Source organism: Brevirhabdus sp., from assembly GCF_052826345.1.
The window spans coordinates 14709-30007 of the sequence record NZ_JBRBUA010000028.1 but is presented as its reverse complement, the minus strand read 5'-3'; the positions used below and the strand labels follow the sequence as shown (position 1 = coordinate 30007).

The following is a 15299-nucleotide window of genomic DNA, read 5'->3' as shown; positions in this document are numbered from 1 at the left end:
CGCCGGTCACGGCGTGCCGAAACCGCCCGCGGTGGGGGTGGTGATGGTCACGCGATCGCCCGCCGACACGGTCGTCTGATCGGCGTGGTTCAGCACCTCGCACGTGCCGTCGCCGCGGGTGATTTCGGTGCGCCCCTTGCGGCCCTCGGCGCCCCCCGCCAGCCCCTGCGGGGCGCTGCGGCGGTGTGAGGCCAGAATCGCCAGATCCATGTCTTCGAGAAAGCGGATGCGCCGCGTGGTGCCATCGCCCGCCGCCCATTTCCCGCGGCCGCCCGAGCCTGCGTCGATGCCGAAATGTTCCAGCACCACGGGGTAGCGCAATTCCAGGATTTCGGGGTCGGTGAGGCGCGAATTCGTCATATGCACATGCACCCCGTCGGTGCCCGCAAAGCCCTGGCCGCTGTTCATCCGCCCCGCCGGACTGCCGGAACAGATGGTTTCGTAATATTGATGCCGCGCATTGCCGAAGGTCAGGTTGTTCATCGTGCCTTCGCTGTTGGAAATGGCCCCCAGCGCGCCGAACAGCGCGTTGGTGACGTGCTGGCTGGTTTCCACATTGCCCGCGACCACGGCGGCGGGGTATTTCGGCGCCAGCATCGAGCCTTCGGGCACGCGGATGGTGACCGGGCGCAGGCAGCCCGCGTTCATCGGGATCGGCGCCTCGACCATCACGCGAAAGACGTAGAGCACCGCCGCGCGGGTCACCGGTTCGGGCGCGTTGAAATTGTTGGCCTCTGCCGGTGAGGTGCCGGTGAAATCCACCAGCGCCGTGTCCGCCTGCCGGTCGACCGAGATCTTCACCCGGATGACCTGGCCCGTGTCGGTGGGGTAGGCATATTCCCCGTCCGAGAGCCTGCCGATCATGCGCGCCACCTCGGCGGCGGCGTTGTCCTGGACGTGGCCCATGTAGGCTTGCACCACCTCCAGCCCGAACCCTTCGATCATGCGCCGCAGCTCGGCCGCGCCGCGCGCGTTGGCGGCCACCTGGGCCTTGAGGTCGGCCACGTTTTCATCGGGGTTGCGGCAGGGATAGGGGTGATCGGTCAGAACCTTGCGCAGAGCCGCTTCGCGGAAGCGGTCGGCCTCGACCAGGCGGAAGTTGTCGATCAGCACGCCCTCTTCGTCGACCCTGGTGGCGCGCGGCGTCATGGACCCGGGCGCGACGCCGCCCACATCGGCGTGATGCCCGCGCGAGGCGACCCAGAACAGGATCTCTGCCTGTGCATCGTCGAAAACGGGGGTGACCACGGTGATGTCGGGCAGATGCGTGCCGCCGTTGTAGGGCGCGTTCAGCGCGAAGACGTCGCCCGGCTTGACCGCGCCCGCGTTCAGCCGGATCACCGTCTCGACCGAGCGGTCCATCGAGCCCAGGTGCACCGGCATATGCGGCGCATTGGCCACCAGCGCGCCGGTCGCATCGAAAACGGCGCAGGAAAAATCCAGCCGTTCCTTGATGTTGACCGACCGCGCGGTCTTTTGCAGCGCGACGCCCATCTGTTCGGCGATGTTCATGAAGAGGTTGTTAAACACCTCCAGCAGGATCGGATCGGCCTGGGTGCCGACGGCATGGGCGCGCGCGGCCGCCTGCGCGCGGGTCATCATGATGTGGTCGTGGGCGCTGATCTCGGCCTGCCATCCGGGTTCGATCACCACGGTCTGGTTGGCCTCGATGATCAGGGCGGGGCCTGCAACATGCCGTCCCGGCGACAGAGCGGCGCGGTGCACCACCGCCGCGTCATGCCATTTCCCCCCGGAATAGAGCCGCACATGATCCTGCACCTCGGCGGGCGCGCGCTCGGGGGTGGCCGGGGGTTCGGGGTCGGCGGCGGGGGCGGCGGCCTGACCCTCGACCTCGGCGGCCTCGACGATCAGGGGCGCCTCGGGGTCGGTAAAGCCGAATTCGGCCTGATGCGCGCGCTCGAACGCGGCGCGGGCGGCGACGGCATCGCCCTGCCAGATGACCGGCAGCGCGGTGTCGGTGCCGCGATAGCGCAGGTGCAGCCGGTGCGCCATTTCCGTGCCCTCCGCGGCCACGCCCTGGGCCCGCAGCGCCGCGCGCACCTCATCGCCCAGCCGCGACAGCGCCTGTTCGACCGGGGCGAGGCGCCCGTCCTCCAGGGTCAGCTCCAGCCCCTGTTGGCGCGATTCCGTGACGCGCGCCAGACCGATGCCATAGGCCGAAAGCAGGCCCGAAAGCGGGTGGATCAGCACTTTTGTCATGCCAAGCGCATCGGCCACCAGGCAGGCGTGCTGCCCGCCCGCGCCGCCAAAGGCGTTGAGCAGATAGCGCGTGACGTCATGGCCGCGTTGCACGCTGATCTTCTTGATCGCGTTGGCCATGTTTTCGACCGCGATGCGCAAGAACCCCTCGGCCACATCCTCGGCGGATTTGCCTTCGCGCGCGGCGATCTCGGCGAATTTCGCGGCGACGGTCTCGCGGTCGAGCGGCTGATCCTGCCCGGGGCCGAAGAGGGCGGGGAAATAGGCGGGGTTGAGCTTGCCCAGCATGACGTTGGCGTCGGTCACCGTCAGCGGGCCGCCGTTGCGATAGCAGGCGGGGCCGGGGTGGGCGCCCGCGCTGTCGGGCCCGATGCGAAAGCGGCCGGGGTCGGCATGCAGCACCGATCCGCCGCCCGCCGCGACCGTATGCACGCGCAACATCGGCGCGCGCATCCGCACACCCGCGACCTGGGTTTCGAAGGCGCGCTCGAACTGGCCGTCGAAATGCGCGACATCGGTGGAGGTGCCGCCCATGTCAAAGCCGATGACCCGGTCGTGCCCCGCGATCTGGCCGGTGCGCGCCATGCCGACCACGCCGCCCGCGGGCCCCGACAGGATGGCGTCGCGCCCCTTGAAACGGTCGGCGGCGGTCAGCCCGCCCGAGGACATCATGAATTGCAGCGTCGGACCGTCCTGATCGGGCGGGGTGGCACCAAGCGCGCCCGCGACCCGATCGACATAGCGCGACAGGATCGGCGTCAGATAGGCATCGACGACCGTGGTGTCGCCGCGCCCGACCAGCTTGATCAAGGGCGAGACCTCATGGCTGACGGAGATCTGGGAAAACCCGGCCTCGGCCGCCGCGCGGGCCAACGCCTTTTCGTGGGCGGGGGCAGTCCAGGCGTGCATCAGCACGATGGCCACCGCGTCGATTCCGTCGGATTTCGCCTGACGCAGAGCCTGTTTCGCGCTGTCCGCATCCAGCGCGCGTTCCACCGTGCCGTCGGCGCGGACGCGTTCGTCCACCTCGATCACCCGGTCATACAGCTGTTCGGGCAGGATGATTTCCTTGGCGAAGATGTCGGGCCGGTCCTGATAGGCGATGCGCAGCGCGTCCCGGAACCCGCGGGTGATCAGCAGCAGCGTGCGGTCGCCCTTGCGTTCCAGCAGCGCATTGGTGGCGACGGTGGTGCCCATGCGCACGGTCCCCACGCGCTCGGGGGGGATGGTGCCGCCTGCGTCCACGCCCAGCATCCGCCGGATGCCCTCGATCGCGGCATCGTCGTAGACGCCGGGGTTTTCCGACAGCAGCTTGGACGCCGTCAGCGCCCCATCGGGCGCGCGGCCGATCACATCGGTGAAGGTGCCGCCACGGTCGATCCAGAAATCCCACCGCCCGGAGTGTTGTGCCGCCTGCCGAGCCGTCGCCTGTGCCCCTGCCCGATCCGTCATTGCACATCCTCCTGCCCGTGCTGCTGCCCGTGTGGCGTAACATTCGCAAAACGTTGACAAACTGCAAACGTCTGGTCAAGTTGACTTTACCGCCAACCCGGCGCAGATCCCCACAAGGGGGCAGGCCGTTCACCACAACGACAGGGAATTCAACCATGAGCTTTCTTCGCAATACCTCGCTGACGGCCGCTTTCGCCAGCGTCGCGCTGGCCCTGCCCGCGCTGGCCGAAACCTGGGACATGCCCACGCCCTATGGCGATGCGGTGTTCCACACGCAAAACGTGCAGGAATTCGCCAAGGACGTAAGCGCCGCCACCGACGGCGGGCTGGAAATCACCGTGCATTCGGCCGGATCGCTGTTCGCCCACCCCGAGATCAAGGATGCCGTGCGCCGCGGCCTGGCCCCCATCGGAGAGACGCTCATGTCGCGTCTGGCCAACGAAAACCCGATCTTCGGCATCGATTCCGTGCCCTTTCTGGCGTCGTCCTATGATGAGGCGGAAAAGCTGTGGCAGGCCTCGCGCCCGCTGGTGGAACAAAAGCTGGCCGATCAGGGTCTGACGCTGCTTTTCGCCGTGCCCTGGCCGGGCCAAAGCCTTTATTCGCAGGAACCGATCAACAGCACCGCCGATCTGAAGGGCGCCTCGTTCAGGGCCTATAACACCGCGACCGAGCGTCTGGCGCAGCTGATGGGCGCCGTTCCCACGCAGATCGAAACCGGCGATATTCCGACCGCTTTCGCCACCGGGCGCGTGGCCGCGATGATCACCTCTCCGTCGACGGGGGTGTCGAGCCAGGCCTGGGATTTCACCAAGGTCTATACCGACACGCAGGCCTGGCTGCCCAAGAACATGGTGATCGTGAACACCGGCGCGCTTGACGGTCTGTCCGAGGATCAGCGCAAGGCCCTGATGGACGCCGCCGCCAAGGCCGAGACCCGCGGCTGGGAAATGTCGCGCGCGGAAACCGACGCCAAGGTCGCCACGCTCAAGGAAAACGGCATGCAGGTGATGGAACCCTCCGCCAAACTGTCCGACGAACTGACCAAGATCGGCGACACCATGACCCAGGAATGGCTGAAAGAGGCCGGTGACGAGGGCGCGAAAGTCGTCGACGCCTATCGCAATTCCCTGAACTAGGGCCTGATCGGGGGCGCGCGACGGCGCCCCCCCACCTCTTTTTTCCTGTCGCCAGAGGTTCCGATGCGCCGCACCCTCGACCGAATTTATGACGGCGCGCTTGCGCTGGCCGCGCTTGCCTTCGCCGCGATCGCCGTGCTGGTTCTGGTGCAGGTCGCGGGACGGCTGATCGATCGCGCGGCCCGCGCGCTGGGGGCCGCGCCGCCGGGGATCACCGTGCCGTCGCTGGCCGAAATCGGCGGCTTTCTGTTTCTGGGCGCGGTGTTTCTGGGGCTGGCGGGCACGCTGAACAAGGGCGATCACGTCCGTGTCAGCCTGCTGACGCGCGCGTTGCCCGACCGGGCGGCGCGCGGGCTGGGCGCGATCACGGCGCTGAGCGCGGCGGCGCTGGCGGGCTTCGCTACCTGGTCGAGCGGCTTGCAGGCCTGGGACAGCTGGTCCTTCGGTTCGGTCAGCTTCGGCATGGTGCGGGTGCCGCTCTGGGCACCGCAGGGGGCGATGACGCTGGGACTGGCGCTGCTGTGCCTGGCGCTGCTGGACGCGACGCTATGTCTGCTGCGCGGCGGCACCCCGGCCTTCGTGGCCGCCGAAAAGGCGAAGGAGGCGAACGGCTGATGGATATCGCGACCCTCGCGCCGCTGCTGCTGGTCGTGCTGTTCGGCACGCTGGCGGCCGGGCTGTGGGTGGGCTTCGCGCTGATCGCGGTGGGGCTGGTGGCGATGGCCGCCGCGTCCTCGGCGCCGATCACGCTGGTCTTTGCCACCAAGGTCTGGGGCGGGCTGACGGTCTGGGATCTGACCGCGCTGCCGATGTTCATCTGGATGGGCGAAATCCTCGTCCGCTCGCGGCTGTCGTCGGACATGTTCACTGGGCTTGCGCCCTTTACCGCGCGGCTGCCGGGGCGGCTGTTGCATGTCAACGTGATGGGCTGCGCGCTGTTCGCGGCGGTCTCGGGTTCCTCGGCGGCGACGACGGCCACGGTGGGCCGGATGTCGATCCCCGAGCTGCGCGCCCGCGGCTATGACGAGGCGATGGTGATCGGCACGCTGGCCGGATCGGGCACCTTCGGCTTTCTGATCCCGCCGTCGATCATCCTGATCGTCTATGGCGCCGCGACCGAGCAATCCATCGCGCGGCTGTTTCTGGCCGGGGTGGTGCCGGGGCTGCTGCTGGCGGGGCTGTTTTCGGGATACATCATGCTGTGGTCGCTGATGCACCGCGACCGGATGCCCGCCGCCGAGCCCGCGACCTCCCTGTCGGAGAGCCTGAGCGCCGCCGCGCGGCTGTTGCCGGTGATCGGGCTGATCGTGGCTGTGATCGGCTCGATCTATGCAGGCGTCGCCTCGCCGACCGAGGCGGCGGTGATCGGCGTGCTGGGCGCGCTGATCCTGGCGCTGGCCACCGGCGCGATGCCCCTGCGCGGGGTCTGGGATAGCCTGCGCGCGGCGACGGTGACGACCTGCATGATCAGCTTCATCCTGGCGGGGGCCGCGTTTCTGACGGTGGCGATGGGCTATACCGGCATTCCACGGGGGCTGGCGGCGGGAATCGCGCAGATGGGGCTGTCGCCCTATGCGCTGCTGGCGGCGCTGACGGTGTTCTTCATCATCATGGGCATGTTTCTGGACGGCATTTCCATCGTGGTGCTGACCGTGTCGATCATCCTGCCGATGGTGATGCAGGCGGGCATCGACCCGATCTGGTTCGGCGTCTTTCTGGTGCTGGTCGTCGAGATGAGCCAGATCACCCCGCCCGTCGGCTTCAACCTGTTCGTGCTGCAGACGATCACCGGGCGCGACATCTTTACCATCGCGCGCCACGCCGCGCCGTTCTTCGGGCTTTTGGTGCTGGCGGTGGCGATCTTGTCGGCCTTTCCGCAGCTGGCGCTGTGGCTGCCCGGCACGATGCTGAACCGATGAGCGGCGGCGGCAAGCGGGCCGGGGACGACACGGGCCCCAACACGGGCCCCAACATGGGCCCCGACGCGGGCACCGACACGGGCAACACAGGCGAGACGGGCGTGGGGCCGGTGGTCAGCTCGGCGCATCTCGCCGCCTCGGCCATGCCGGAACTGTCGGAGATGGAATTCGCCCAGACCATGGCCAACAACGCCTTCCAGCGCTGGAAAACCCGCTGCATGGCGGCGGCGGGCGCGCCCGGCATGACCCCGCTGGAGGTGCAGGTGCTGCATCTGGTGCACCATCGCGCGCGGGCCAAGACCCTGGCCGAGATCTGCCTTGTCCTGAACATGGAGGACACGCATGTCGTCAACTACGCGCTGCGCAAGCTGGCCGAACGCGCGCTGATCGTCACCGGCCGCCACGGCAAGGAAAAGACCGTCTCCGCCACCGCCGAGGGCGCGGCGCTTTGCGCCCGCTACGCCGAGGTGAGGGAGGCGCTGCTGGTGCGCGGCGCCAAGGCCTCGGGGCTGGACCCGGCAGAGATTTCGCGGCTGGCCGCCCTGATGCGCGCGCTATCGGGCACCTACGATCAGGCGGCGCGGTCGGCCGCCACGCTTTAGGCCCGCGGGGTGACGCCGCTGCTGGTCTTTTGCGCACGCCACGGGCGCTGGCTGCTGATCGCGGGTCTTTTGCTGGGGATCGCGCAGCCCGCGCTGGCGCGGGCGATGGCGCAGACCATCGTGCCCCTGATCGCCTTCATGCTGTTTCTGGCGGCGCTGCGGATCGGGCCGCGCGCGGCCTTTCCCGCGCGCGCCGCGCTGCCGCGGGCGCTGGCGCTGACGGTGGGGCTGCAACTGGTACTGCCGCTCGTCGCGGGCGGGGGGCTGGCCGCGGCGGGTCTGTTGCACAGCATCGCGGGCACCGGCGCGGTGCTGGTGCTGGCGGGCGCGCCCATCACCGGGGCGCCGGGGCTGGCGATCATGGCGCGCGCCGACCCCGCCACCGCCCTGCGCCAGCTGGTTCTGGGCACGGCGCTGCTGCCGCTGACCGCCGCGCCGGTCTTCGCCCTGCTGCCGGTGTTCGACGGCAACGCGCAGGTGGCGGCGGGTGCGATCCGGCTGCTTTCGGTGATCGCGGCGGCGGCCGGGTTCGCGATGCTGGGCCGGCGTCTCTTTCCGGTGCTGAGCACGGCGCGGGCGGCGCCGCTGCTCGACGGGCTGATGGCACTGGGAATGGCGCTGGTGGTGATCGGGCTGATGGCCGCCGTGGGCCCCGCGCTGCTGTCGCTGGACCCGTCGCTGCCGGGGCTGCTGGCGCTGGCCTTTGCGCTGAACCTGTCGCCCGCACTGATCCTGCGGCCCTTCAGCGCCGGGCGGCGGCCCCGCGGCCCGCTGCCCGCCCCTCATGCGGCGGCGCTGGCCATCGTGGCGGGGAACCGCAATCTGGCGTTGTTCCTCGCGGCGCTGCCGCCCGAGACGGTGGCGCGTCTTTTGCTGTTCGTCGGGCTGTACCAGGTGCCGATGTACCTGACCCCGCTGATCCTGCCGCGCCTGTTCCGGGGGCTGCGATAGCGGGCCCGCGGGATGCGGAGATGGGCGGGCCACGCCGAGCAGGGGGGTCCGCACATCGGCGCGGGCACGCGCAGCGGATTTGCCAAAGACACGGCAGGGGGCTAAGACATCTGCGATTTCTAGCGCCGCAAATGCAGAAAGACATCGCCCATGGCATCCCCGCCCCCCCGACAGCCCCGACAGCCCTTTCCCGCCCTGACGGAGGAACGGCTGGCCCGACTGACCCGACTGGCCGCGCGCGGCTTCAACCGGGCCTTGCAGATCCGCCTGTCGCAGCATGGCGTCACCTTTGGCCAGTGGATTTTCCTGCGCATCCTGTGGCACGCCGACGGCCTGTCGCAGCGTGAGCTCAGCCACCTTTCCGGCCTGACGGAACCCACCACGCATACCGCGCTGCTGAAGATGGCGACGCAGGGGCTGATCACGCGCCGCAATCTGCCCGGCAACAACCGTCGTCAGCACGCTTTCCTGACCGAACATGGCCGGGGCCTGCGCGAAAAGCTCGAACCCCTCGCGCTGGAGGCCAATGACATCGCGGTGAACGGGCTGAGCGCGGAGGAACAGCAGATCCTGCGCCACGGCCTGCTGACGATCATCGAGAATCTGGAACGCGACGAGGTCGACGCGGCCGAAAAGGGAATGAAGATGCCCCCCACACGCGGCGCGATGGAGATCTGACCGGGAGATCTGACAGGCTGAGGCAGGCCTTGTCCCGCCCGCCCCTGCCCGCCCCGCCCAAGAGGCCCGCGCGGCGCCTTGCGGACGGATTCGCGACGGCCCTTCACCCCGGTCCATGGTTCTTCGAATAAAATTAGGTGTCTGAGTGTTGGATTTAACAGGGTTTCCGCCGTCGGGCGGGCTATCATCAGGTGACAGGGGGAGTGAACCGCGGTTCCGGGTGGCCTCGGCTGCCCGATGGCGAGACCTGCGGCTGAAAGGGTCCGCGCCACGTCGGCAAGGGAGGACGTAGTGAAACTTGCATCCCTATTTACGGCGGCGACGCTGGGCCTCGCCGCGATGGGCGGGGCGCAGGCGGTGGGGGCACAGGCGGAAAGCGCACAGGCGCAACCGCTGACCCTGACGCTGTCGGGGGGCAGCCCCGGCGGCCTCTGGTCGCTGCTGGGCGCGGGGATCGATCAGGCGCTGAAGGCCGAGAACCCCGCCTCGGTCGTGACCTATCAGGCGACCGGCGGCGGGCTGGCCAACATCGGGCTGCTGGACCGCGGAGCCACCGATCTGGGACTGGTCCACGACGCCGAGCTCAAGCTCGCGCTGCGCGGCGATCCGCCGTTCCGCGCGCCGGTCACGACGCTGCGCGCGATCGGGTATATGTACGACTGGGCGCCGGTTCATTTCTTCATCCGCCGCGATCTGGCCGAGCAGCAGGATATTCACGATATCGCCGATCTGGCCCGCCTCAAGCTGCCGTTGCGCGTGGGGGTCAACCGGCCCGGCAACATCGCGGGGCTGGTCGCGCTGAGGATGCTGGAACACGCGGGGCTGAGTGTCCGCGCCCTCGAGGCGCGCGGCGGCCGGATCGTGCGCGCCGATGGCAGCGATCAGGCGACGCTGATGCGCGACGGGCGGATCGACGTGGTGACCAACGCGGTGTTCATCCTGCACAGCTCGCTCAGGACGATACAGCAGAACGTCGATCTGACGCTGCTGGACGTGCCCGCCGCGGTGATCGCCGCCACCAACGAGGAATTCGGCACCCGCCCTTTCGTCATCCCCGCAGGCAGCTACGAGGGCCAGACGCGCGACGTGCCGACGCTGTCGCTGGGCGCGGTTCTGGTCGCCCCCGAGGCCCTGCCCGACGCCACGGTCTACGCGCTGACGCGGGGGCTGATCTCACAGATCGACGCCCTGCGCGGCGTCCATCCGTCTATGGCGCGGCTGACGCCCGCGGTGCTGGCCCGCCCCGGCGCATTGCACTTCCACCCCGGCGCGCGCCGCGCCTATGAGGACGCAGGCCTGCTCAGGTGATCGGATCGCTCGTCGCCACCGGCCGCAAACGCAGCTTTTCGCCGCCGGGCCGACGCCTGCTGATCCTGGCATCGGCGGCCTTCGCGGTCTGGGTGATCTATGCCAACCTCTTCGCCATCACCGACCCGCTGCTGCTGGGCATCCTGTTCGTCTGCGGCGCCTATGCGCTGCTGTTCGTGGCGATCGGCGCGACGCCGCGCGCACCCGACCGGGTGCCGGTGCATGACGTCGTGCTGTCGGTTCTGGCGCTGGCCTGCGGCGCCTATTTCCTGCACCAGGCCGAGGCGATCACCTACCGCATCAGCCTGCTGGAACGGCTGACCCCGCCGCAGCTGACCTTCGGCAGCCTGCTGCTGGCCCTGACGCTGGAGGCCACGCGCCGCAGCGCGGGCGCCGGGCTGACCGCGATCGTGATGCTGTTTCTCGCCTACAATCTCTTCGGAGCGCACCTGCCGCCGCCCTATGGGCATGGCGTGACGGAATACGGCTATTTTCTGGATGTTCTGGTCTTCACCACCGACGGGCTGTTCGGCGTGCCGATCCAGGTGGTGGCAAGCTACGTGTTCCTCTTCGTCATGTTCGGCACGTTTCTGGGGCTGACGGGGGGCAGCGACTTCTTTCTCGACCTCGCGCGGCTTCTGACCGGGCGCAGCCGCGGCGGGCCGGCCAAGGTGGCGGTGGTTTCCTCGGGGCTTTACGGCACGATCTCGGGCAGCCCGACGTCGGATGTGGTGGCGACGGGCACGATCACCATTCCCGCGATGCGCAGGCTCGGCTATCCGGCCCGCTTTGCCGGCGCGGTCGAGGTCGCGGCCTCCACCGGGGGCAGCGCGATGCCGCCGATCATGGGGTCCGCCGCCTTCATCCTGGCGGAATACACCGGGCTGGCCTACCGGCAGGTGATCGCGGCCGCGCTGGTGCCGGCGCTGCTTTACTATGTCGGGGTCTTCGCGCAGGTGCATCTGCGCGCGGTCCGGCTCGATCTGCGTGCGGGCGATGCCTCAGAAAGGGCCGATGCCCCCGCCTCCGCGCGGGCGGTGCTGCGCGGGGGGCGCCTCTATCTTCTGCCGGTCCTGGTCTTGCTGGGCGCGCTGCTGGCGGGGTATTCGCCGGGCTTCACCGCGGGGCTGGGCACGGCCGCGCTGATTGGATCGGCGGCGCTGTCGCCGAGCGCGCGCCTCGGCCTGCGGGCCATCCTGCGCGGCCTGGGCGAGACGACGCTGCGCATCCTGCCGGTCGCGGGCGCCTGCGCGGCGGCGGGTCTGGTGATCGGCGGGCTGTCGATGACCGGGCTGGGGATGAAAGCTGCGGGCATGATCCTGCTGCTTGGCGACGGCACGGCGCCGGTCACGCTGCTGATCGCGGCGCTTGTCACCCTGATCCTGGGGCTGGGAATGCCGACGCCAAGCGCCTATGTGCTGGCCGCCGCGCTGGTCGCCCCGGCGCTGGAACGGCTGGGCTATCCGCTGCTGCAATCGCATATGTTCCTGCTTTACTTCGCAATTCTCTCGGCGGCGACGCCGCCTATCGCCGTGGCCGCGCTGGCCGCCTCCACGATCGCGGAGGAGGACCCCTTCGCCATCGCGCTGGCGGCCATGCGGCTGGCGGCGGTGGGGTTCGTGCTGCCTTTCGCCTTTGTCTGGAACCCGGCGCTGCTGTTGCAGGGCACGCCTCTGGCCATCGCACTGGCGCTGGCCGGCGGGATTGCGGGCGCCATCGCCCTTGCCGTCGCCGTGGAGGGGCCTTCGGCGCGCGCGGCGCCCGCCGGGGGCCGATCATCCCGGGCCTGGCAGCGCCCGCTGAACGCCTTGCCGCGTCCGGTGCCGCGCCTGCTGTTGCCGGTCGCCGCGGCCGCCGCCGTGGCGCCGCAACCGGCGGTCGCCCTGGCGGGCATGGCTGCGATCCTGGGGCTGATCTGGCCCCGGATCGGCGGCGCCGTCCCGCGGCGCGACGTCTGAGCCTTTGGCGCAAGCCCTTGCAACTTCGCCAGGTGATCGCTATATATCTATCACGTGATCGACGCCCGTTCCCGCCGTCGCCCGCCGCGCGCCGCTGTACCACGCGCGCCGCGCGTCCAGCCGAAGGATGACCCCATGCAGCCCCAGCGCCACCAGACCACCGAAACGCAGCGCATCGCCGGATTTTTGGGCATGGAGGACAAGGTCCGCGACCGCGTCGCCCTGGCGGGCTGCATCGCGACCGGCCTGCCGGTCAGGGCCGCCGAACATGTGCACCGCTCGCTGGGCGCGCAGGCGTTCTATCGCATCCTGCCCGAAGCCACCTATCGCCGCGTGCGCAGGCAGGGCAAACCGCTCAGCCGGGAAACAAGCGAGAAGCTCTATGAATTCGGCCGCGTCTATCAGCTGGCGCTGCGCCTTTACCGCGACGACGCGGACCGCGCGATGCGATTTCTGGAACAGCCCCACGCGATGCTGGGCGGGGCGGCGCCGATCACGCTCGCGACCTCCAGTTCGGCGGGGGCCGATGCGGTGATCGACCTGCTGAACCGGGCAGACGCGGGTTTCGCCGCCTGATGACGCACCGCCGCCTGCCCCACCCGATGAGCGTCTGGCGCATCGGCGATCCCGACGGGCGTTTCGCGATCTGGGACGACGGCGGCGCGCGGCTCTATTCCGGGCGCTGGCACCGCGCGGGCGATCCGGTGATCTACACCAGCGAGCATTACGCCACCGCCATGCTGGAAAAGCTGGCCCATTTCGGCGGGCTCTTGCCCGCGAACCAACACGCGCTGCGCTGCGAGATCCCGGCGGGCGTCAGCTATGAGGTCTTTGCCGAACATCAGGCCCCCGACTGGCGCGCCGCGGATTCGCCGGGCGCGTCGGACTTCGGTCACGACTGGGCGGCAAGCGCGCGCTCGGCGCTGTTGCTGGTTCCCAGCGCCATCGCGCCCGTCGAACGCAATGTGATCGTGAACACCGCCCACCCCGATTTCGCAAGCATCCGGCCGGGGCTGGAGACGCCCGTGCATTGGGATGCGCGGCTGTTCGGCTGAGGCGGCCGCGCCGGCGCCCTTTCTTCCTGACGCGCATCGGGGCACAAAGGGCGCAGCCGCCGCCATTTTCCTCCAGGAGCCCGCAATGCCCCATGTGATCGCCCCCCCGCCGCAGCCTTCGGTCGCTGTCGCAGACACCGACGACCGCTTTCCGGTCCGGCGCATCTTTTGCGTCGGGCGCAACTATGCCGCCCACACGCGTGAGATGGGGCGCGATCCCGACCGGGAACCGCCGTTCTTCTTCACCAAACCCGCCGATGCCGTCGTCGACGACGCGCAGACCGTGGCCTACCCGCCCCTGACGCGGGATCTGCACCACGAGGCGGAGCTGGTCGTGGCCATCGGCCGCGGCGGGCGCGACATCGCGCAGGCCGAGGCGCTGGAACATGTCTGGGGCTATGGCGCGGGCAATGACCTGACGCGGCGCGACCTGCAGGGCGAGGCCAAGAAAATGGGCCGCCCCTGGGATTGGGGCAAGGGGTTTGACCGCTCGGCGGTCGTGGGGCCGCTGCGCCCCGCCGCCGATCTGGGCCATCCCGCGCGCGGGCGCATCACCGCCACCGTCAACGGCACCCTGCGGCAGGAGGGCGATCTGGCCGATCAGATCTGGTCCGTGCCCGAAATCATCGCCTTCCTGTCGCAATCCATGGCATTGCAACCGGGCGATCTGGTGATGACGGGCACGCCCGCGGGCGTCGGCGCGCTGGTGCCGGGCGACCAATGCGTCGTCGAGATCGAGGGGGTGGGCAAGGTGCGCACCACCATCGGGCCGCGCGACTGAGCAGCCGACCGCGCGGCCCGATGGCCCGGTCTGATGGTCTGATGCGGCCCTAGATCACGCCTTCGGCCCGCATTTCGGCAATCTCGCCCTCGGCAAAGCCCAGGTCGGCCAGCACGGTCTCGCTCTGCGCGCCGAGGGCGGGCACCGGGTCCATGCGCGGGGCGTAATCGGCGCTGCCGCCGGGCGGCAGCATCGCGGGGATCGGCCCTTCGGGGGTGTCGACGTGGCGCCAGCGATCGCGTGCCTTCAACTGGGGATGATCCCATAGCCCGGCCATGTCGTTCATCCGCGCATTGGCGATGCCCGCCGCATCCAGCCGCGCGATCGCCTGCGCGCCGGTCATTTCCGCCAGACCGGCGGCGATCAACACCTCGAGCGGGGCGCGGTTTTCCGAGCGCAGCGCATTGCTGGCGAAGCGCGCATCCTGCGCCAGCGCCGGCGTCTCAAGCACGTTTCGGCAGAACGACAGCCATTCGCGTTCGTTCTGCAACCCCAGCAGGATCACATCGCCGTCGCCCGCCGGAAAAGGCCCGTAGGGCGCGATCGTGGCATGACCCGCACCGCTGCGCGCGGGCGGCGGCGCGCCGTCGAAGGCGTAATACATCGGAAAGCTCATCCATTCGGCCAGCGCCTCCAGCATGGAGACGTCGATATTGGCCCCCCTGCCCGTTCGCCCGCGCTGGATCAGCGCCGCCAGCACGTTGGTATAGGCATACATGCCCGCCGCGATGTCCGCGACGGAAATGCCCGCCTTGCTGGGGGTCTCGGGCGTGCCGGTGATCGACAGAAACCCCGCCTCCGCCTGGATCAGCAGATCGTAGGCCTTGCGCAGATGATCCGGCCCATCGGCGCCATAGCCCGAGATGTTGCACAGGATCAGCCCCGGATTGTCGGCCGACAGCGCCGCGTGGCTGACACCCAGCCGCGCCGCCGCGCCGGGGGCGAGGTTCTGCACCACCACATCGGCGCGCGCCATCAGCCGGGACAGCACCGCCGCCGCGCGCGGGTGTTTCAGATCCAGCGTCAGGCTTTCCTTGGACCTGTTGGTCCAGACGAAATGCGACGCCAGCCCACGCACCCGCCGGTCGTAGCCGCGGGCGAAATCCCCGGTGCCGGGGCGCTCGATCTTGATGACGCGCGCGCCCAGATCGGCCAGCTGCCGGGTACAGAAAGGCGCGGCGATCGCATGTTCCAGCGCGACCACGGTGATCCCGTCCAGCGGCCGGATCATGCGCG

13 protein-coding genes are annotated in these 15299 nt (G+C 69.5%); 11 read left to right on the top strand and 2 right to left on the bottom strand.

Annotation, left to right across the window (positions count from 1 at the left end; all coding sequences use genetic code 11):
- Window positions 1-6 precede the first annotated feature (6 nt).
- On the bottom strand, window positions 7-3672 hold the full coding sequence (locus ACU0BR_RS04245; protein ID WP_446155605.1) for a hydantoinase B/oxoprolinase family protein: 3666 nt from the start codon (window positions 3670-3672) through the stop codon (window positions 7-9).
- 155 nt (window positions 3673-3827) lie between these two features.
- Here ACU0BR_RS04245 and ACU0BR_RS04240 point away from each other — a divergent pair, with 155 nt between their 5' ends.
- The 11 genes from ACU0BR_RS04240 to ACU0BR_RS04190 all read left to right on the top strand — a co-directional run bounded on the left by ACU0BR_RS04240 (window position 3828) and on the right by ACU0BR_RS04190 (window position 14063).
- Window positions 3828-4811, top strand: coding sequence for a TRAP transporter substrate-binding protein (locus tag ACU0BR_RS04240; RefSeq protein WP_446155604.1), 984 nt, complete (start codon window positions 3828-3830; stop codon window positions 4809-4811).
- Window positions 4812-4874: 63 nt separating this feature from the next.
- On the top strand, window positions 4875-5426 hold the full coding sequence (locus ACU0BR_RS04235; protein ID WP_446155603.1) for a TRAP transporter small permease: 552 nt from the start codon (window positions 4875-4877) through the stop codon (window positions 5424-5426).
- Window positions 5426-6730: a TRAP transporter large permease gene (locus tag ACU0BR_RS04230; protein WP_446155602.1), complete on the top strand. Its 1305-nt coding sequence runs from the start codon at window positions 5426-5428 to the stop codon at window positions 6728-6730. The genes ACU0BR_RS04235 and ACU0BR_RS04230 overlap by 1 nt, the downstream gene beginning before the upstream one ends.
- Window positions 6727-7332, top strand: coding sequence for a winged helix DNA-binding protein (locus ACU0BR_RS04225; RefSeq protein ID WP_446155601.1), 606 nt, complete (start codon window positions 6727-6729; stop codon window positions 7330-7332). The genes ACU0BR_RS04230 and ACU0BR_RS04225 overlap by 4 nt, the downstream gene beginning before the upstream one ends.
- A 9-nt stretch (window positions 7333-7341) precedes the next feature.
- Entirely contained in the window at window positions 7342-8283 is a 942-nt protein-coding gene (locus ACU0BR_RS04220; protein WP_446155600.1) for a hypothetical protein, read from the top strand.
- Between the two features lie 150 nt (window positions 8284-8433).
- On the top strand, window positions 8434-8961 hold the full coding sequence (locus tag ACU0BR_RS04215; RefSeq protein WP_446155599.1) for a MarR family winged helix-turn-helix transcriptional regulator: 528 nt from the start codon (window positions 8434-8436) through the stop codon (window positions 8959-8961).
- 291 nt (window positions 8962-9252) lie between these two features.
- Entirely contained in the window at window positions 9253-10269 is a 1017-nt protein-coding gene (locus ACU0BR_RS04210) for a TAXI family TRAP transporter solute-binding subunit (RefSeq protein WP_446155598.1), read from the top strand.
- Window positions 10266-12227, top strand: coding sequence for a TRAP transporter permease (locus tag ACU0BR_RS04205; RefSeq protein ID WP_446155597.1), 1962 nt, complete (start codon window positions 10266-10268; stop codon window positions 12225-12227). Before ACU0BR_RS04210 ends, ACU0BR_RS04205 begins: the two co-directional genes overlap by 4 nt.
- A 135-nt stretch (window positions 12228-12362) precedes the next feature.
- Complete coding sequence (locus tag ACU0BR_RS04200) at window positions 12363-12803, top strand: antitoxin Xre/MbcA/ParS toxin-binding domain-containing protein (RefSeq protein ID WP_446155596.1); 441 nt, start codon at window positions 12363-12365, stop codon at window positions 12801-12803.
- Window positions 12803-13282: an RES family NAD+ phosphorylase gene (locus ACU0BR_RS04195; RefSeq protein WP_446155595.1), complete on the top strand. Its 480-nt coding sequence runs from the start codon at window positions 12803-12805 to the stop codon at window positions 13280-13282. The genes ACU0BR_RS04200 and ACU0BR_RS04195 overlap by 1 nt, the downstream gene beginning before the upstream one ends.
- Before the next feature lie 85 nt (window positions 13283-13367).
- Complete coding sequence (locus ACU0BR_RS04190; RefSeq protein ID WP_446155594.1) at window positions 13368-14063, top strand: fumarylacetoacetate hydrolase family protein; 696 nt, start codon at window positions 13368-13370, stop codon at window positions 14061-14063.
- 49 nt (window positions 14064-14112) lie between these two features.
- On the opposite strand, the gene ACU0BR_RS04185 is transcribed toward ACU0BR_RS04190, so the two are convergent.
- Window positions 14113-15294: a CaiB/BaiF CoA transferase family protein gene (locus ACU0BR_RS04185; protein ID WP_446155593.1), complete on the bottom strand. Its 1182-nt coding sequence runs from the start codon at window positions 15292-15294 to the stop codon at window positions 14113-14115.
- Window positions 15295-15299: the final 5 nt, after the last annotated feature.

Excerpts from the sequence above, each read along its gene's own strand:
- ACU0BR_RS04215 (WP_446155599.1), top strand. The coding sequence starts at position 8,434 with ATGGCATCCCCGCCCCCCCGACAGCCCCGACAGCCCTTTCCCGCCCTG.
- ACU0BR_RS04235 (WP_446155603.1), top strand. The coding sequence starts at position 4,875 with ATGCGCCGCACCCTCGACCGAATTTATGACGGCGCGCTTGCGCTGGCC.
- ACU0BR_RS04185 (WP_446155593.1), bottom strand. The coding sequence starts at position 15,294 with ATGATCCGGCCGCTGGACGGGATCACCGTGGTCGCGCTGGAACATGCG.
- ACU0BR_RS04190 (WP_446155594.1), top strand. The coding sequence starts at position 13,368 with ATGCCCCATGTGATCGCCCCCCCGCCGCAGCCTTCGGTCGCTGTCGCA.
- ACU0BR_RS04230 (WP_446155602.1), top strand. The coding sequence starts at position 5,426 with ATGGATATCGCGACCCTCGCGCCGCTGCTGCTGGTCGTGCTGTTCGGC.
- ACU0BR_RS04240 (WP_446155604.1), top strand. The coding sequence starts at position 3,828 with ATGAGCTTTCTTCGCAATACCTCGCTGACGGCCGCTTTCGCCAGCGTC.
- ACU0BR_RS04245 (WP_446155605.1), bottom strand. The coding sequence starts at position 3,672 with ATGACGGATCGGGCAGGGGCACAGGCGACGGCTCGGCAGGCGGCACAA.
- ACU0BR_RS04195 (WP_446155595.1), top strand. The coding sequence starts at position 12,803 with ATGACGCACCGCCGCCTGCCCCACCCGATGAGCGTCTGGCGCATCGGC.
- ACU0BR_RS04225 (WP_446155601.1), top strand. The coding sequence starts at position 6,727 with ATGAGCGGCGGCGGCAAGCGGGCCGGGGACGACACGGGCCCCAACACG.
- ACU0BR_RS04200 (WP_446155596.1), top strand. The coding sequence starts at position 12,363 with ATGCAGCCCCAGCGCCACCAGACCACCGAAACGCAGCGCATCGCCGGA.